We start from the raw sequence: 18868 nt of genomic DNA on the forward strand, positions 1-18868 counted from the left end.
TTAGATGAGAAAAATCATAACCCCATAATTTGTCTATTTTTAGGATAAGAAAGGGTGTAATTCAGAGGTAATGATTTTTCCTCTTTTGCACCTAATGTGATATTCCATTTAATTTCGCCAGTATCTTTATCAAGTACGCCATCTTTATAAACCGCATCTGCTACATTGATATTGTTTTCCTGACTCAGTGGTAGCTGATCGTAAATAGTTACTTTTACAGGAGAATTGTAAGTGTTTCTTACTTTAATGGTATAACTCTCTTTTTGTTCAATCGTTGTACCAATAAAGATAGGCTCTTTTCTTATCTTCTCATTGTTAATACGGCTAATTTGAATGTTTTTATCTATTCCAAATGGAATGCTAAGTAACTCTGTTAATTCGTTAGTATTAATATAACTATTACCAACAAAGCTATTCATATAATAGATATTCGCACGACCATTGAGTAAATTTAAATTTTCCCAATCTTTCACTTCAGCTTGTAAATAAACTTCTTCAACTAATTTTGGCGTTGTTAAATAGCGATAATCTGCAACAACTTCTTTTTGATTAATCACTAATGTATTAGGCTCTGTGCTATTTTTTAAGGTGTAAGGTAACGCGATAGCATGGCTTAAATTAATACCATTATTATTGGTTGTTACGTAACGAGTTACACCTTTACTTAATTGCTCTCTTGGTGCTTCATTCATTGCCTCTGACACGGGAGCTGGCATTGCCATCTTCATATCCATATTAGAATTTCTGAATTTCGCAGTGTTATTATAAAGAGATAAATACCAAGGTGATAATGTTGGCGCAGTGATATTAAGTGATGGGTTAGTTGATGTTAAAACCAGTTTGACTTTATCCCAATTTAGGCCTGTATTTTGAATAACATCCGCCTTGTAGGTAAGTAATATCGGCTTATCCATTCCTTGGCTTCGAATATCATAAGCGGGTGACCATCCCGCATCTGGTGTTATATAAGAAATACGCATTTTACTGGTTAGGTTTTTTGATGTGCCTAAAGATAAAACAATTTGTGTTTTCTCTTTTGCAATAATTGGCATATCAATTTCTAATTGTCGGTTTAATTCTTCTAATTTCTCAGTGAGTTCAGCTATCTCTTCTCGAGCAGCTTTTTGTTGATTAAGTATAGATGTCATTTTTTGGCTAATAAAATCAAACTTTTGTGATGAGTGTTCTAATGACTGAGTTTCGCCATAGCCAAAAAATGATTGATCTTTAAGTAATGCAATTTGCTCATCACCCACATTAATATTGATGTTTAATACTTCAATTTTCTTATTGATATCTTTCTGTTTTTCCATCAATACTGCAATTGCAGAGGGATAACTAGGGGCAATAGGAATTTTTTTAACGTTAATGGTGTTAATAATCACATCGTCATTATCAATGCTAATTGACAAGCTTTTAGGATCAATATTGTTTGCAATATTAGATAAAACAACTTCACTCTGCCCAGCGGGTAAATTGAGAGTTACGTTATTATCGAGTTCAGCACCCCGTAGAAAAATAGTTGCTTGATTGAGTTTTATATCATAATTAAGCGGTTTTGTGTGATCTACCGAGTTGATTTCATTAGCAAAAATACTGGTTGAACTAATAATAGATAACGTAATAAGCGATAGTGTTAGTTTGTTGGGTTTAATCATCATTTTCATTCTATCCATAGTTGATGAGCAGTATTAGTAAGAACGGAAAAATAGAGGTGTACTGTTGTACAAGTATATTTAGATAGTATTGCATCTCTAATAAATTAGATAACAGAATAAACTTAAAGATCTAATAGCGTGAAGGTGAAAAGAATAGATAAAACAGTATATTAGTATTTTTAATTAAATGAATATTTAAATAATAAGGATTATCTTAATGATGGGGAAATATTTAGCTTTTATTAGCTTTATCTAGTCTTGTTTAGATAAGAATAAGAGAAAAATTTCAGTAATAAACAATGAAAAAGGCAGTTTAAAAACAAACTGCCTAGGATAAAAATATTGCTATCGATTTTTATTTAACAACTTCACCGCTGTCGATAACAGTTTTACGCACTTTATCAGAGAAATCTTGCGCTTCTTTAATAATGGCTTTTTCATCAACTGTTAATAATTGGCGATCTTCCATTAAGATTTTTCCATCAACAATGGTATGACGAACATTACTTCCATTTGCACCATAAACTAATGCTGCATAAGGGCTATACATTGGTACCATGTTAGGTGATTTAGTATCAACAACGATAATATCAGCAAGTTTACCTGATTCTAAAGATCCCAATTTATCTTCCATATGCAATACTTTCGCCGACCCCATTGTTGCCAGCTCTACAACGGTTAATGGTGGCATAGCAGCACGATCTTTATTCTCTAACTTATGGATTTTACCCACAAGATTTAGCTCATTCATCGTCGTTAGTGTGTTACTTGACATTGGACCATCAGTCCCTAAACCTACACGAACACCTTTTTCTAGCATCGCGACGACAGGCGCCACACCTTTCGCTGATTTAGTATTTGCACTGATATTATGAGCGACACCAACATCATATTTTTTCAGTAAATCAATATCTTTATCATCGACCATAATTGCGTGAGCCGCGATAACTTTATTATTTAACGCTCCGATATCTGCCATATATTGAACTGGGCTTTTACCGCCAGTACGTTTAGCGATTTCTTCTTGTTCACGATCTGTTTCAGCTAAATGGATCATAACAGGAACATCAAGTTCTATTGATAACTTAGCAATTTTCTGAAGGTTTTCTGTGGTATTTGTGTAAGGAGCATGTGGTGCAAATGCTGGGATAATACGAGGGTGATCTTTATATTCTTTAATAAAGTTCACTGCGTATTGAATACCCTCTTCTGGTGTTTTTGCATCGGCAACAGGGAAATTAATAACAGACTCTCCTAATACTGCACGATTACCCATTTTATCAACAGTCTTGGCTACTTCATCTTCGAAATAATACATATCAACGTAAGTTGTTACGCCACCTTTTACCATTTCGATATTTGCAAGATCAGCACCTACTCTGACCATTTCTCGAGAAACCATTTTGCTTTCAAGTGGGAAAATATAACGGTGAAGTCTGTCTGGCACATCATCGGCTAATGAACGAAATACCGTCATCGAACCATGAGTATGGGTATTAATTAAACCCGGCATCACAATATCACCATCAACATCTAATACTTTATTAGCTTGATACTCTTTAGAAAGCTCAGGGCCACCAACGGCAATAATTTTATTTTCTTTTACGACAACAGTACCCTGTTCAATGATTTTATTTTGCTGATCCATAGTCAGAACAGTGCCGTCAACTATCATCAAATCAGCCTGTTTTGCCGCGTAACTAGAAAAGGAGACCGCCATTACAGCCAAAGCAAGCATAGATTTAGAAAATGACATCATTACCTCTCGTCTTGATGGGAAAATTTCCCTAAGATTATAAATAAATTCATTGGTTTTTGATATCAATTGAAAGTGAATGAGATCACCGAATAAATAATTAATTGAAGTTATTATCGCATTTGTTTACTGATTTAAATTAAGCGCGCTTTTTTTGTTGTAAAAGCCACTTATCTAATTCATTCGCAAAAAGTTGGCGGTCACGCTGACTTAAACTTGCGGGTCCTCCAGTTTGAATGCCGCTTGCTCTCATCGTATCCATAAAATCACGTATATTTAAACGTTCACGAATAGTTGCTTCAGTATAACGTTCACCTCTTGGATTCAATGCTACTGCGCCCTTTTCTATGACTTCGGCAGCTAATGGAATATCAGCGGTAATAATCAAATCATCTTTATTGGTGCGGCGAACAATTTCGTTATCAGCAACATCAAACCCAGCCGAAACTTGTAATGTACGTAAGAAAGGCGATGCAGGTACAATTAATCGTTGATTAGCAACAAACGTAATAATCACTTTTTCTCTATCTGCTGCACGATATAACACTTCTTTGATTACTTTTGGACATGCATCAGCATCAACCCATATAGGCATAACAACACTCTCTTTGTTATTTTTGGTATTAAATAGTCTATATTTATGGTGTTTAAAATAACACATTAATACTAACTAAGTGATTGAAGTTTTATTCTTTCTCGTTTTTCTGACCGTTGATTAGCCCAGATACTGAGTAATATCACGATCATCCCCAGTATTTGTAAACTCGTTAATTGTTGTCCTAGTAATGCCCAACCTAAAATAACCGCGCTTAGCGGACTTAAAAAACCTAATGAAGCCACAGAGCTTGGGCCTAATAATGCTAGCCCTCTAAACCAGAAAATATAGGTTAATGCTCCACCAATTAAGGTTAAATAAGCCAAACCTAAAAGGTTAATACCTGTTAATGAAGGTAATGTGGGTTCAAATAATAAGGCAAAGGGTAATAATACAGCACCACCTGCGGTTAATTGCCAAGCTGTAAAAGTTAAAGGTGTAACTGGCGGTTGCCAACGACGACTTAATACAGTACCTGTTGCCATAGAAAATGCGCCCCCTAATCCTGCAATTATTCCGATAGGATCAAGTGCTGCATTTGGTGTCAGAATGAGTATTGCTACACCAAAAATACCTCCTAATGCGGCTGAAATAGATAACCATGATAGGCGCGTTTGTAATAGCCAACGAGATAAAAATAAGACAATTAAAGGCTGCACTGCCCCTACTGTTGCAGCAACGCCACCGGGTAAACGATAGGCTGAAATAAATAATAACCACCAGAACAGTGAGAAGTTTAAAACACCCAAAATAATGACACGTAGCCACCATATACCTTGTGGCAGTTGTCTCATGATAATTAATAATAAAATTCCTGCTGGTAATGCCCGCAATGCAGCTAATGTCATGGGCACATTAGCTGGCAACATTTCCGTTGTCACAATATAAGTGCTCCCCCATACAATGGGAGCCAATGCCGTTAATAGTAATGTTGTGTATCGATTCATAAAATCACTCGTTTAGTTGTTACCAGACTAATTTATCTTGAGGTCAAGATAAATTGATAATACCTTGACGTCAAGATAAATAATTGACATGATAAATGCATGGATAGAATCGATAAAATTACTAAGCAATGGCAGCGTGAGCGCCCTGATCTTGATATTAGCCCGATGGGATTAATTGGACGATTGGGGAATGTTACTTTGCATCTTTCACGCGAAATGGAGAAAGTTTTCTCTCAATTTGGCTTAAATACATCAAGTTTTGATGTTCTTGCTACACTACGTCGTGCAGGCGATCCTTACACCCTTTCTCCAGGTGAAATGCTATCAACCCTGATGGTTACATCAGGCACGATGACAAATCGGATTGATCAATTAGAAAAAGCAGGTTGGGTTATTCGTAAAGTTAATCCAGAAGATGGTCGCAGTTTTTTAGTTTCGCTAACACCTGAAGGTCTGGAACTAATCAATCAAGTAATAGAAGCACACGCTGAGAACCAAAAACGTTTAGTCTCTGGTTTATCACAACAAGAGCAACAAAAATTAAATCAATTACTTAAAGTTTTTCTTAATTCGTTAGAATAGAGTTTTATTTTCTATCATTAACTTTATCCCCTTTTCTTTATTTGCTTAAAAACCCTTCTTTTTATGCCATTTTTGTTTATTTAAGCATCCATTGTGCATGAAATCACATTTTTACCTTGATCTAAATCAAAGATGTATTCTATTTGCCATTTTTAGGTTGATGAATACCAAAACTTAAATTATAAAGCGAATGATAATAATTACTGATCTCATTAAGGTCTGCAGCTATGTGCATTCAATTTAAATCTTGCTTCGTGTTGTCCGCTTTAACACTCTCACTCTCTCAATATGCTATTGCTGATAATGCCTTACCTAAAGAAGAAACACTTGTTGTGACAACAACACGTAGCGCAGCTTCTTTATGGAACAGCCCTGCTACTATTCAAGTTATTGATAAAGAAACATTAAGCCAATCAAATTCATCTTCTATTGCTGACCAATTACGTGATATTCCTGGTGTTGAAGTTACGGATAATAGCCTTGCTGGTCGTAAACAGATCCGTATTCGTGGAGAAGCATCATCGCGTGTACTTTTATTGGTTGATGGACAAGAAGTGACCTATCAACGAGGTGGTCAAAACTTTGGTGCTGGTATTTTAATTGATGAATCTGCACTAGAGCGTATTGAAGTGGTTAAAGGTCCCTATTCTGTGCTTTATGGCTCACAAGCTATTGGCGGTGTGGTGAATTTAATTACTCAAAAAGGTGGCGATAAGCCTTTTGGGGGAAATGTCAAAGTCGTTTATGACTCAGCAACGATGGGATGGCGAGAGTCTGCATTAATTTCAGGTACTGTCGGTGATTTTGAATATCGCCTTAATGGAAGTTATGCCGATCATGGTGATAGATATACTCCTGATGGGCGTTTACCTAATACGCATTTTAGAAATAACGGTCAAGGTGCATGGTTAGGTTATAAAGTGGATAAACATAAGTTTGGTCTTTCGCTCGATCGTTATAATTTATCAACACAATCTTATTATGCTGATGAAGGAAAATATCAAGAGTTTAGCGTTAAAGTGCCTAAACTTGAGCGTGAAAAAGTTGGTTTATTTTATGACTATGATGCTAATACAGATTATTTCAAAAAACTTCATATTGATGCCTATACACAACGTATAGAGAGAAAATTTGAAAACCGCGTTGGTGTTGTTACCCCAACGGGTAGCCCAATGATTGGTAATTTAACCGTTAAAAACCGAACTCAGTCTGAAGACACTCAAAATACTTATGGAATGACTATGCAGGCTAATTTTACTTTACCTGCAAATAATGAGTTAATTTTAGGGGCTCAATATCAACAAGATAAAGTAAAACAAACGTCCGCAGGGCAGACTTCTTCAAATAGTACAACGGGGTTTCCACCCGCTGTTAATTATGAAAAACAATCTCTTTTGCATAACCGCAGTAAACAAACCAATATCTCTGTTTTTGCCCAAAATGATTGGAAAATAACAGATGATTGGTCATGGACTATGGGCGCCAGACAATATTGGTTGGGATCAGAATTACAAGATGGTGCTGAAACTATTCACCATAATAAAACCGGAACAAGTTATAAGACATTAGCTTATGATTCTGTGAAAGATAACGCTTTTATTGTGTCATCTCATTTGCGTTATTCTGGATTTAAAGATACAGAATTACGTCTCGCGTTTGCACAAGGTTATGTTTTCCCGACACTTGTTCAGCAATTTATGAACACAACTGCTGGCGGTGCGGTGACTTACGGTAATCGCGATCTTGAAGCTGAACATTCTAATAATGTGGAATTTGGTGCGCGTTATAAAGGGAATAATTGGTACATCGATAGCGCGATTTATTATTCTGAAGCCAAAGATTACATCACATCTATTGCTTGTGCAGGAGAACGTATTTGCGAAGGAAATAGTAAAACTGGCCGAGCAAATTATTTCTATTACGACAATATCGATCGCGCCAAAACTTATGGTATGGAAGTGATGGCTCAATACCAAGGTTGGTCAATTACTCCTTATGTTTCTGCCAATGTGATGCGTCGTCAATTTATTGGTTCAACATTGAAAACATGGGATACCGGTGAACCTACATTAACTTCTCGTATTGGTGCTAAGCATTTATTACTGCTCAATAATATGAATCTAATGTCGGACTTATATTTAAGAGCAGCAACAAAAGCGAAAGATCATAGTAACCCCGAAAATAAACAGCACTATGCAGGTTGGACGACGGTTAATCTTTCATTGAGTACGGAATTTGGTCATAACGATCAATACCGTATTAACTTCGATTTAAATAATATTTTAAATAAGCATTATCAAACGGCTCATGAATCTATTCCTGCCGCGGGAATTAATGCTGCAGTTGGTCTGGCATGGGCATTTTAATTATGAAAAAAATAGTAATCGCACTTAGTTTGTTATTGTTGCCTTTTAACTTAATGGCAAAAGAAAACAAAAATAATGAACGTTGGGTTATTGCTGGAGGCTCTATAACGGAATTGGTTTATGCCATAGGTGCTGGCAATAAGGTTGTCGGTGTTGATGAAACAACGTCTTATCCTGAACAAACGCAAGCATTGCCTCATATCGGATATTGGAAACAGCTAAGTACAGAAGGCATTCTGTCATTACGCCCTTCTACTTTTGTGACTTGGGATGATGCTGAACCTAAAATGGTATTACGCCAACTCGCACAACATAATGTAAAGGTTATTTCTTTACCAAGAACACCCGCTACGTTTGAATTAATGCTTAAAAATATTCGTACCTTAGCGGTTTCATTAGATAAACAGACAGAAGCAGAAACTTTGATTAGTTCACTGCAATCTCGTTTAGCGACGATCACAGCTAAAAATAATCACATTAAGCGCAAAGTAAAAGTATTGTTCTTTCTTTCACCAGGAGGGGGAATTCCTCAAGTTGCAGGAAAAAACAGTGTTGCAGATGCCATTTTGGCATTATCAGGTGGCGATAATATCGCCACTCACGAAAATTATCGTATCTATAGCGCAGAAGCCATTATCGCGGCTGATCCAGAAGTTATCGTGATAACCACACAAAGCCAACAAAACCATACTGGCGGTATAAGAGCCTCTGAAGGATTAGCGTCCGTTCCCGGTGTCTCAATGACACAAGCATGGAAAAACCAACGCATTATTGAAATTGATCAATCCCTTATTTTGGGAATGGGACCTCGTATTGTGGATGCCGTGGAGTTATTGCATCAACAGTTTTATCCCGCTGATCCTGTTAATGATAATAAGTAGGAATGATTTAATAATGAAAGAGTTAGTCGCAACACATAGCACGCAATTTTCGACTGAAATCGATCTTACTCCCCATTTTGCACTTGAAGGTGATAGCCCTTTTCGTGATAGACATGCCACAATGCCGTGGCGAGGCTCTGTACCTATTGCGAAAGAAGATCAACAATCTACATGGCAAACACTGTTAAACAGTAAAACGCCTGCGTGTAAACGTTTGTTGTATATTCATATCCCTTTTTGTGCAACGCATTGTACATTTTGTGGTTTCTATCAAAATAACTATCACGAAGCAGCCTGTACGCGTTATACCGACGCATTACTGCGTGAGATATCGGCTGAATCAGATAGCTTACTTTATCAGTCAGCACCAATTCATGCAGTTTACTTTGGTGGTGGAACCCCTTCTGCATTATCAGCAAAAGATCTCTATCGTGTGATCACACATTTACGCCAATCACTCCCTTTAGCACCAGATTGCGAAATTACGATTGAAGGTCGCGTTTTAAATTTTGATGATAATCGAATTGATGCTTGTTTAGATGCAGGTGCAAATCGCTTTTCTATTGGTATTCAAACCTTTAACAGTAAAATACGTAAACGAATGGCAAGGACATCAACCGGTGAAGAAGCCGCTAAGTTTATGAAAGGACTCTGTTTACGAGATAGAGCTGCTGTGGTGTGTGATCTGTTATTTGGATTACCGGGACAAAATGCGCTGAATTGGCAAGAGGATCTGACTATTGCCCATGATATTGGCTTAGATGGTGTCGATTTATATGCCTTGAATTTATTGCCAAATACACCATTAGGTAAAGCTGTCGAAAATCAACGTGTGACAGTACCAACACCGATAGAAAGGAGAGCGCTTTATCTTCAAGGTTGTGATTTTATGGATAACGTGGGTTGGCGTCAGATCAGTAATAGTCATTGGGCTAGAACAACTCGTGAGCGCAATCTCTATAATTTATTAATTAAGCAAGGCGCGGATTGTCTTGCCTTTGGCTCTGGGGCTGGTGGTTCAGTTAATGGTTATTCTTGGATGATTGAACGCTCACTCGATAATTATTATCAAAAAATCACGGATAACCAAAAACCGTTGATGATGATGAGCCGTACAACAGACAGCGGTTTTCGTTGGCGTCATGAACTACAAGCGGGCATTGAATGTGGTCGTGTTGATTTAGCCAAATTAAGTTCGCAAGCGACTCAGCTCTCCCCTTTATTAAATCAATGGTATCAAGCAGGTCTTGTTGAAGATGATTTTCTTTGCATGAAACTGACCAATGAAGGTCGGTTTTGGGCAAGTAATTTGCTGACTTCCTTACAGCAATTAATTTTGCAGTTAAATACTCCTCGTTAATCTCATTACCCTTACTATTAATGAAAAGATGGAAACAACATCATGAATACAGAGTTACAACAATTTTTAATGACAGAGCCTGATGGCACATTGGAAACTATTGCGACGCAATTTAATACAACGTTATTAGACGTTGTAAGACATTTACCATCACGCTCATTAATGGGGGGGGAGCAATTCGATATAGTGTGGGATAACGTCATGAAATGGGGTAATGTCACCACGCTTGTGCATACTCAAGATGTTATTTTAGAGTTTAGCGGTGAATTACCAAGTGGTTTTCATCGTCATGGCTATTTTAACTTACGTGGTAAAAAAGGAATGACAGGTCATATTAAAGCCGAAAATTGCCAATATATTGCGATGATCGAGCGTAAATTTATGGGTATGGATACCGCCTCTATCTTATTTTTCAATCATAAAGGCGTTGCAATGTTTAAGATTTTCCTTGGTAGAAACGAACATCGTCAATTGTTACCAGAGCAATTATCAGCCTTCCGTCAATTAGCACAACAATTAAATAAGGAATAATTGCGCGTGAAAACATGGGTTATTTTTGGCGCTGGCGGTAAAGGTGTTGGCGCACATATTGCAGATATTGGCGTTACACAACGACGCCCTATTGTGGCTTTAGTTCGTTCCGAAGAGGCAGCTAATCGGTTAGAAGAAAAAGGGATCAAAACAGTTATCGGCGATGCGATTGATGCTAAGGCTGTTGAAGCTGTTTTAACATTGGCAGGAAAAGAAGCAGACATCATTTCCACAATGGGCGGTGAAAATGATTATTTAGCTCATCGAACCGTAATTGATACTGCGGAGAAAATGGGTTTTCAGCGTATGTTAATGGTTTCTTCGTTAGGTTGTGGCGATAGTTGGGTCGCGTTATCTGACAGAGCAAAAGCCGCGTTTGGTCAAGCTGTGAGAGAAAAATCATTGGCTGAAGTGTGGTTGCAAACCAGTCGTTTTGATTATGCGATTGTCAGACCCGGTGGATTACTGAATGGTGAAGAAACGGGTAAGGCTCAGCTTTATCAATACGAAGAAACTCATGGTTTAGTTAATCGCCGAGATGTTGCACGCTTAGTGACTCAACTTCTAGACGCTGACCTTTTAGACGATCAAGTCTATGCCGTAGTTGAACCTGGCTTAGTGCCTTCTAAATAAGCACGTTATGTATTAATATCTACTCTATTATTTTTGGAGATAGCACTTTTGTGTTATCTCTTTTTTCTTATTTTTCTCGTGGGCAATAACTCACATTATGATGTGTTTTTCTCTCACAACAAAAATTCCTTTATAGTCATTCGTCACTTTACTGTCTTAATAGGGGTAACTTGTGGCATAATGCCGCCCCATTACCTTTTGTCATTCACTAATAATGAGTATTCGTCTTGTTAATCAGCAATAATATCACTATGCAGTTTGGCTCAAAGCCTCTGTTTGAAAACATTTCTGTCAAATTCGGTGGCGGAAATCGCTATGGTTTAATCGGAGCCAACGGTAGCGGTAAATCAACCTTTATGAAAATTTTAGGTGGCGATTTAGTGCCAAGTAGCGGCAACGTATTTCTCGATCCTAATGAACGCCTTGGTAAACTAAAACAAGACCAGTTTGCTTATGAAGAGTTTACTGTGCTTGATACGGTGATTATGGGGCACACTGAACTTTGGGAAGTGAAGCAAGAGCGTGAACGCATCTATAATTTACCTGAAATGAGCGAAGAAGACGGCTTACGCGTTGCCGATCTTGAAGTGAAATTTGGTGAAATGGACGGTTATACCGTTGAATCTCGTGCTGGCGAATTATTGCTAAACGTAGGTATTCCATTAGAACAACACAATGGTCCTATGAGTGAAGTGGCTCCCGGTTGGAAATTGCGTGTGTTACTTGCACAAGCCCTGTTTGCTGATCCTGATATTTTGTTACTGGATGAACCGACGAACAACTTGGATATTGATACCATTCGTTGGCTTGAGCAAACGCTAAATGAACGTAACAGTACCATGATCATTATTTCCCATGATCGCCACTTCCTAAATATGGTCTGTACGCACATGGCAGACTTAGACTATGGTGCGCTTGCTGTTCATCCGGGTAACTATGATGAATATATGTTTGCTGCAACCCAAGCTCGTGAGCGTTTATTAGCGGATAATGCGAAGAAAAAAGCACAGATTAGTGAATTACAATCTTTCGTGAGTCGTTTTAGTGCTAATGCATCTAAATCACGTCAAGCAACCTCTCGTGCAAAACAAATTGAGAAAATTCAATTAGCAGAAGTGAAAGCGTCTAGCCGTCAAAACCCATTCATTCGTTTTGAACAAGAGAAAAAATTATTCCGTAATGCGCTTGAAGTGGAAAATATCTCTAAAGGCTATGATGATAATGCCCCGCTGTTTAAAAACGTCAATATGATGCTTGAAGTGGGCGAAAAAGTGGCCATTTTAGGTAATAACGGTGTGGGTAAATCGACAATGATCAAAACATTAGTCGGTGAATTAACACCTGATACAGGTCGTTTAAAATGGTCTGAAAACTCAAACATTGGCTATTATGCACAAGATCACGCAACTGATTTTGAAGTCAATATGACTGTGTTTGATTGGATGAGTTTATGGATGAAACCAGAAGACGATGAGCAATCTGTACGCAGCGTATTAGGTCGTTTACTGTTCTCTCAAGATGATTTGAAAAAATCAGTTCAAGTTTTATCTGGTGGTGAAAAAGGTAGAATGTTATTTGGTAAGCTGATGATGCAAAAACCAAACATTTTGATTATGGATGAACCAACCAACCACTTAGATATGGAATCTATCGAATCATTGAATATGGCATTAGAACTTTATCAAGGTACATTGATTTTCGTCTCTCATGACCGTGAATTTGTCAGTTCACTGGCAAATCGTATTATTGAAATTACACCTGAAAAAGTGACTAATTTCCAAGGAACTTATGATGAGTTCTTAGCGAAAAAAGGTGTTGAGGCTTAATCGCGGCCCTATTTATTAAATAGTAGATAACATAAATGAAAAAGGCTTAGTATATTTACTAAGCCTTTTTAGATTTTGATAAATGTTTTTATAGTCTTATTTGATTATAGTTTCCTGAAATTTCCACCTCAGGTTTATTTTTTATTTTTCTATTTATTTTTATCATTATTTCCAAGCCACTGTATAATAGAGGAGTTTCAAATAATAAATCTTCACTGATTTGTTTTTCTTTGACAAACTTATCATTCTCTTTTTTATCCTTTTTATAGTTTAAATTTATTTTTTTATCTGATAATAAAATATCCAACATATTTATATTGCTTAATAATGCTACATTTAACGCACTATCATTGATTATAGACCCATTAGTATCTTTTTCTTGCTTTGCAAATTTGTTTATATTTTGGTTTTTCCTAATTTTTTCTCTTGTATTTTCATACGTTAGCAATAAACCTTTAATAATATCTAAATCTTTTCCATCTGATGTTCTATCAATGAGTTCATTTAAATCTGATATTTTATCATTAATTTCGATCAATAAAGAGTGGTCTATAACTGCTAAATTTAATATTGAATTTACTTTTTTTATTGAATCGCTGAGTTTATTTGCTAGAAAGCTTGCGGGGGATTTTACATATTCTTGAATTGCATTAATTAGAGAGGTTTGTGCATGTTCTTCTGATACTCTAATTTTAATTATCTCTTCATGTTTTTCACTTTTTTTATCTACTTTAATTTCCAATAAATCAGTTATATTCTTAAATTTTCCATCTTTATAGTATGTTTCTATAATTTCATTAAACTTTCCAGAAAATAAGGTGTCGAGATATTTTTCTTTGTTAAGATTTTCTGTGTCAATTTTATTGGAAGATAAAATATTTATTTTATTTTTTTTAGACTCTATTTCTATTTTTTTTAATTTTTCGGCGATGTTTTCTACAACTGTTTTATTTAGCACATCGGAAAACTCTTTGCTAATAGTTTCTTTCTTGTTATTGCCATTTAAAATTAAATTATCGATTTTTGAATTTATTATATATTCATTGCTATTATCAATGTCTTGTAAGTCTAATCTTTTTATAAATAATATATCGTTATAATATTTAAATACTCCGTTTATTTGTTCGACACTATAAATGCCGATACTTTTAGGTAAGTTTTCTATTATATTTTTTTCTTCGGTACTAATTTCAAAAATATTTGTCTTTTTTTCATCCATCAATAAAGGCTCGATTATTTCGCGAAATTCTTTTTCAAATTTTCTTCTTTCAAATTTTTCTCCATATTCTTTTCCATATTCTTCCTTTAACTCTGAAGGTTTTTCAGAATTATGATAATAAAAGATTTTTAATATGGTTGAGTTTTTATTATACTTATCTAAATTTGCTAATATATTTATTTTGTTTTCAGTGGAAAAGTCGCTATTGTTAAAGTTATTTATATTAAGCAAACCTAAATTATTATCATCATAAGGGATGGTAAGTTTTAATACATTTTCTTTCCCCTTTTCACTAGTTTTAATCTTAAATTTTATTTGTTTTTCTTGAGTTATTTTAATGTCCAGTTTTTTATCTATATTACTATTATTATATTGTTTAGATATCGATTTAATTAAATCTAATTTTCCACCTAATGTTATTTTTTCCGCCTTTAAATTCAATGTGTTAATAAAAAGGTCGCCTTTATCTTTTTCATTTAATTTTTCACTTAATGTATCGTAAGTAGATAAAAAATTATTTAAATTTTCTTTGTCTTCCTTTAAGGTTGCATTATTGTATAAGTTTTCATTATTTATAATGTATTCAAATGCTGCAAACTCTAAATTAAATTCCTTTGTTATATTTGAATGTTCATTGGATATGATTTTATTATTATTTTCATCTAGAAGAAAAAAGTTACTTTTTCTGGTGTAAACTCTATATCTAATATTTTTCTGTCTTTATTGAGAATTTCTTTCAATCCCAGATAACTATGTATTATATTATAGGTTGAATAAAATTTATCGTTAAAAATATTGTTTAGTAATAAACTGGTATAAGAATCATTATATTCTTCATTACTATTTTCTTTTATTATTTCCCATATTTTATCCATCACATATTTTTTTGTCATTCCACTACAATTTTTTTTTGATGCAACCTCATTTAGTTTTGATTTTCCTTTTTTTAAAGAATCTAGTTCGTTATCTCTATAATTATCATCATTCAATAATAATGATAAACTGCTTCTTATTAATTCTATTTTTTCTTCCGTGTTTTTATTTTCCATTTTATTTATTTTATCTACTTTATCTACTACTATTGATACTATATGATTAATATCATCTTGGGGTAATTGATTAAACAATGATTTAATGCTTTGATTATTAATAATATTCTCATTTTGTTCTTTTGAGCAACCAATTTTAAATATATGTGTACCATCCTGAATAAAATTGATCTCAAAATAAAAAACATTATTATCTATTTTAATGTTAAATGTATCTTTATAATCACTTAGTGATAAATTCCTTAGTTCTTGAAATTTACCTATTTTATCTAAAAATGAAACTTTAGGGTTATAATAAACATCATAAAGTAATGTCATGACTTGCTTTTTATCGCTAATATGGAAAAAATCTTTTATCTTATCCCAGATAGTCATGACTTTATTGACTTTTTCTCCAGATAAAACGCTATTAATCTGAGCTGATGTTAGTTTACTATTTCCTATGGTTATGCTATTCATATTTCGCCTAGTTTGAAAAAATTTAAAGTAAGATAATAAAAAATAATAATAAAATTACTTAATGTAAATAAATGTCTTGATTATTTTAATAAAAAATACTTTTCTTTTTATAATGTAGAACATATGCCATTGTATCAATAATACAATTTAAGTATTCTCATCTATAACTTTATTTCTATTTTATATAATGGCTGTTTTTTGATTGTAATATATGCACGCATTAATTTTAAAACTGTCTATTCTTTGTCTTTACTGAAAAAATTATTTATTTTTCAATGAGATGTCATATCCATTTTTTTAGTAGGAATTTTATCTATTTTATTTTTATCAATATCACATTTATTTATATATACGCGAATCATAATAATCCTGAGTAATAAATCGTGTAATATAAAATTAATCTAATTTATCAACTTCAATAAAACACTATAACGGCGCACCCTCAGATAATGGTTATCCTGCTGGATTAATGGATGGTGATTTTAACGCAATAATGGCCGCTGATAATCTTGATGTACCCACGTTATTTAAAGCATTAGGATTATATCCAGCAATAAATCAGCAAGATCACGATCAGGTTTATTTACGAAATTATGGCCAACGCTCTTTAATGCGAGGAGGAGCTTGGTATTCACAGCAATTAGCAGGAATGCGAACTTTATGCTTAAGCCACCATGCACGACATCGCAGCACTTCTGTCGGTGGACGCCTTGCTTGGATTGACATAAGCAGTTAATTAACCCGAAAAATTATCATTTATAGACATTTTTGCATAAATTAATTTACCTTAGTATCGATTACATGAATAATAGCGGTAATAGTAATGATTATTATTCGGTGACTTATTGTGATTGATTTTTATGCATTTAAATTGAAACCTGTGGCATTAATTTGTTCTGCCACCCTTCCTTTTATTTTGACTACACAGGCTTTTGCTGAAGAAACAGCAAAAACAGAACACGTTGAGAAGCTTGTTGTGAGCGCTCAAGCACTAAAAGTAAATACACGTTTGCAAGAAACACCTAAATCGGTTTCTGTTATTTCTCAACAAGATCTAGAAACACATGCTCCACAAAAATTAGATGAAGCATTGCGTTATACATCTGGTGTTGTCTCTCAACCTTATGGTGCGGATAACGACACAGATTGGCTTCGTGTTCGTGGCTTTGAAGCAGCAACCTATTTAGATGGTAGCCGCCTTTTCCGTGATGGTTATTATACATGGTTATTAGAGCCTTATGGTTTTGAACAAATCGAAGTGGTAAAAGGCGCATCGGCGGTATTATTTGGTGAATCGACACCAGGTGGTGCGGTTAACGTGGTACAAAAGAAGCCTAGTTTTAAACCTCAAAATGAAGTATTTCTTGAGGTCGGAAATAATGACCAACGTGGTTTAGGTTTTGATGTTTCAAGTGCTACCGATGATAAACGTGTGCGCTATCGTCTTGTTGGATTAATGAAAAAATCAGATGGAGAATTATCTCACACTGATAATGAGCGTATTTACCTTGCGCCAAGTGTCGCGATCAACCTGACTGATGATACATCATTAACCTTTATGGCAACCTATTTGCATGATGACGGTACGCCAACTAATCCTTTCTTCCCTGCTGCCGGTACATTAATTTCATCTCCTTTTGGTAAAATAAAGCCTACTACCAACTTAGGTGAACCAGGATACGATAAATATAAACGAACCCAAATTTCAGCTGGTTATTTATTAGAGAGTAATATCAATGATGTTTGGCGTTTTTCTCAACGTTTAAATTATGGTTATAACGATCTGCTTTTACGTAGCGTTTATGCATTTCCTAATTCAGATATAACAGCAACAGAATTGAATCGCGGTGTTGTTTTCCGTGATGGTAAAAATCAAAGTATTACCTTTGATAATAATGTGGTCGGTGAATGGGATACGGATAACTTTGAGCACACATTATTAGCAGGCGCAGAATTGCAATATCACCAAACTAAAGGTGATGAACAAGATAATTATAGTTTTGGCACCATTAATCCTTGGAACCCTATTTACGGAAACTATACCCCACTCAATCCAGCAGATAACGTTAATCGAACTATTGATAAAACCCAATATAGCCTTTATTCACAATATCAAACCAAATTTGATAGTCGCTGGGTTGCCGTTGCTGGTGTACGCCAAGATTGGGTAAAAACAGAAAATACAGCAAAAGTAAAAAATGAGGATAAATCTCGTACTGATAGCGAATTTAGCCTGAATGCAGGATTAATGTATTTAGCGGATAATGGATTATCGCCTTATGTCAGTTATTCCGAGTCCTTTGAGGTAATGAGCACTATCGATCCAGCAACAAAGGATCTGTATAAACCGTTAAAAGGTGATCAAATTGAAGCAGGTGTGAAATATACACCTGATTTTATGGATGGCTACTTTAATATTGCTTGGTTTGATATCACTCAGAAAAATGCGCTTGTTGCAAACCCAACGACATTTGTTTCAACACAAACAGGTAAAGTGACTTCAAAAGGTATTGAAGTAACAAGTGAAATGCAATTAACGGAACGTTTAGCGTTAAAAGCCAATTACACCTATACCGATATGCAAACAGATGACACGGGTAATAGAGGTAAACAACAAGCAGGTTTAATTCCTAAACACACCGCGTCAGCTTGGGGCAGTTACACTATCCCAATAACAGGAACTCAAGATTTAACCTTGGGAACAGGTGTTCGTTATTTAGGTAAATCTAAAGATAATCCTAAGAGCAGTGATTTAACGGTACCAAGTGCAACATTATGGGATATGGCAGCAACCTATAATTTCAATAAACAGTGGCAATTACAGTTAAATATCAACAATATTCTTGATAAAGAATATCTCTCTGGCTGTGATTATTACTGCTATTACGGGCAATCTCGTTCTGTTTTATTAAACGCTAAATATCGCTGGTAATTTTCTTTTTTATTCCGCTTTTTATTGTTAACCATGCAATAAAAGGCGGAATATGATTTTATAAATGAGTGACC

General features: G+C 35.0%; 15 protein-coding genes. 9 read left to right on the plus strand and 6 right to left on the minus strand.

Going from position 1 to position 18868, the window contains the following annotated elements; translation table 11 throughout:
* Window positions 1-14 precede the first annotated feature (14 nt).
* From ACWPWK_RS00555 to ACWPWK_RS00570, 4 genes are all read right to left on the minus strand, one after another.
* Entirely contained in the window at window positions 15-1661 is a 1647-nt protein-coding gene (locus tag ACWPWK_RS00555; protein ID WP_162558389.1) for a DUF4139 domain-containing protein, read from the minus strand.
* Between the two features lie 352 nt (window positions 1662-2013).
* Window positions 2014-3414, minus strand: coding sequence for an amidohydrolase (locus ACWPWK_RS00560; protein WP_109374035.1), 1401 nt, complete (start codon window positions 3412-3414; stop codon window positions 2014-2016).
* A gap of 139 nt (window positions 3415-3553) precedes the next feature.
* Complete coding sequence (locus tag ACWPWK_RS00565; RefSeq protein ID WP_109374036.1) at window positions 3554-4009, minus strand: YaiI/YqxD family protein; 456 nt, start codon at window positions 4007-4009, stop codon at window positions 3554-3556.
* 71 nt (window positions 4010-4080) lie between these two features.
* On the minus strand, window positions 4081-4956 hold the full coding sequence (locus tag ACWPWK_RS00570) for an EamA family transporter (RefSeq protein WP_109374037.1): 876 nt from the start codon (window positions 4954-4956) through the stop codon (window positions 4081-4083).
* A 99-nt stretch (window positions 4957-5055) separates the two neighbouring features.
* Between ACWPWK_RS00570 and ACWPWK_RS00575 the strand changes: the two genes are divergently transcribed.
* The 7 genes from ACWPWK_RS00575 (at window position 5056) to ACWPWK_RS00605 (ending at window position 13135) form a co-directional block, all read left to right on the plus strand.
* Window positions 5056-5538: a MarR family winged helix-turn-helix transcriptional regulator gene (locus ACWPWK_RS00575; RefSeq protein ID WP_109374038.1), complete on the plus strand. Its 483-nt coding sequence runs from the start codon at window positions 5056-5058 to the stop codon at window positions 5536-5538.
* Window positions 5539-5765: 227 nt separating this feature from the next.
* On the plus strand, window positions 5766-7904 hold the full coding sequence (locus ACWPWK_RS00580; protein WP_109374039.1) for a TonB-dependent receptor plug domain-containing protein: 2139 nt from the start codon (window positions 5766-5768) through the stop codon (window positions 7902-7904).
* A 2-nt stretch (window positions 7905-7906) separates the two neighbouring features.
* Complete coding sequence (locus ACWPWK_RS00585) at window positions 7907-8785, plus strand: heme/hemin ABC transporter substrate-binding protein (protein WP_196574343.1); 879 nt, start codon at window positions 7907-7909, stop codon at window positions 8783-8785.
* A 13-nt stretch (window positions 8786-8798) separates the two neighbouring features.
* A complete protein-coding gene (hutW, locus tag ACWPWK_RS00590) occupies window positions 8799-10145 on the plus strand; it encodes a heme anaerobic degradation radical SAM methyltransferase ChuW/HutW (protein WP_109374041.1) in 1347 nt (448 codons plus the stop codon).
* A gap of 42 nt (window positions 10146-10187) precedes the next feature.
* A complete protein-coding gene (hutX, locus tag ACWPWK_RS00595; RefSeq protein WP_406588706.1) occupies window positions 10188-10676 on the plus strand; it encodes a heme utilization cystosolic carrier protein HutX in 489 nt (162 codons plus the stop codon).
* Between the two features lie 6 nt (window positions 10677-10682).
* Entirely contained in the window at window positions 10683-11309 is a 627-nt protein-coding gene (locus ACWPWK_RS00600) for an NAD(P)H-binding protein (protein WP_109374043.1), read from the plus strand.
* A gap of 227 nt (window positions 11310-11536) precedes the next feature.
* Window positions 11537-13135 carry an ABC-F family ATPase gene (locus ACWPWK_RS00605; protein WP_151435120.1) on the plus strand — a complete coding sequence of 533 codons (1599 nt, stop codon included), beginning with the start codon at window positions 11537-11539 and terminating at the stop codon, window positions 13133-13135.
* Window positions 13136-13223: 88 nt separating this feature from the next.
* Here the strand turns inward: ACWPWK_RS00605 and ACWPWK_RS00610 are convergent, their stop codons facing one another.
* Complete coding sequence (locus ACWPWK_RS00610; RefSeq protein ID WP_454208144.1) at window positions 13224-14795, minus strand: hypothetical protein; 1572 nt, start codon at window positions 14793-14795, stop codon at window positions 13224-13226.
* 221 nt (window positions 14796-15016) lie between these two features.
* On the minus strand, window positions 15017-15862 hold the full coding sequence (locus ACWPWK_RS00615; protein ID WP_454208146.1) for a hypothetical protein: 846 nt from the start codon (window positions 15860-15862) through the stop codon (window positions 15017-15019).
* Between the two features lie 469 nt (window positions 15863-16331).
* Here ACWPWK_RS00615 and ACWPWK_RS00620 point away from each other — a divergent pair, with 469 nt between their 5' ends.
* Both ACWPWK_RS00620 and ACWPWK_RS00625 read left to right on the plus strand, forming a co-directional pair.
* Window positions 16332-16598, plus strand: coding sequence for a hypothetical protein (locus tag ACWPWK_RS00620; RefSeq protein WP_109374046.1), 267 nt, complete (start codon window positions 16332-16334; stop codon window positions 16596-16598).
* A gap of 111 nt (window positions 16599-16709) precedes the next feature.
* Window positions 16710-18794, plus strand: a complete 2085-nt coding sequence (locus tag ACWPWK_RS00625; protein ID WP_109374047.1) for a TonB-dependent siderophore receptor — start codon at window positions 16710-16712, stop codon at window positions 18792-18794.
* Window positions 18795-18868: the final 74 nt, after the last annotated feature.

Source organism: Proteus sp. Marseille-Q3619 (genome assembly GCF_965283115.1).

Bases quoted from the DNA above. Each gene is read 5' to 3' on its own strand.
- ACWPWK_RS00555 (WP_162558389.1), bottom strand. From the start codon at position 1,661: ATGATGATTAAACCCAACAAACTAACACTATCGCTTATTACGTTATCT.
- ACWPWK_RS00560 (WP_109374035.1), bottom strand. From the start codon at position 3,414: ATGTCATTTTCTAAATCTATGCTTGCTTTGGCTGTAATGGCGGTCTCC.
- ACWPWK_RS00565 (WP_109374036.1), bottom strand. From the start codon at position 4,009: ATGCCTATATGGGTTGATGCTGATGCATGTCCAAAAGTAATCAAAGAA.
- ACWPWK_RS00570 (WP_109374037.1), bottom strand. From the start codon at position 4,956: ATGAATCGATACACAACATTACTATTAACGGCATTGGCTCCCATTGTA.
- ACWPWK_RS00575 (WP_109374038.1), top strand. From the start codon at position 5,056: ATGGATAGAATCGATAAAATTACTAAGCAATGGCAGCGTGAGCGCCCT.
- ACWPWK_RS00580 (WP_109374039.1), top strand. From the start codon at position 5,766: ATGTGCATTCAATTTAAATCTTGCTTCGTGTTGTCCGCTTTAACACTC.
- ACWPWK_RS00585 (WP_196574343.1), top strand. From the start codon at position 7,907: ATGAAAAAAATAGTAATCGCACTTAGTTTGTTATTGTTGCCTTTTAAC.
- hutW (WP_109374041.1), top strand. From the start codon at position 8,799: ATGAAAGAGTTAGTCGCAACACATAGCACGCAATTTTCGACTGAAATC.
- hutX (WP_406588706.1), top strand. From the start codon at position 10,188: ATGAATACAGAGTTACAACAATTTTTAATGACAGAGCCTGATGGCACA.
- ACWPWK_RS00615 (WP_454208146.1), bottom strand. From the start codon at position 15,862: ATGAATAGCATAACCATAGGAAATAGTAAACTAACATCAGCTCAGATT.
- ACWPWK_RS00620 (WP_109374046.1), top strand. From the start codon at position 16,332: ATGGATGGTGATTTTAACGCAATAATGGCCGCTGATAATCTTGATGTA.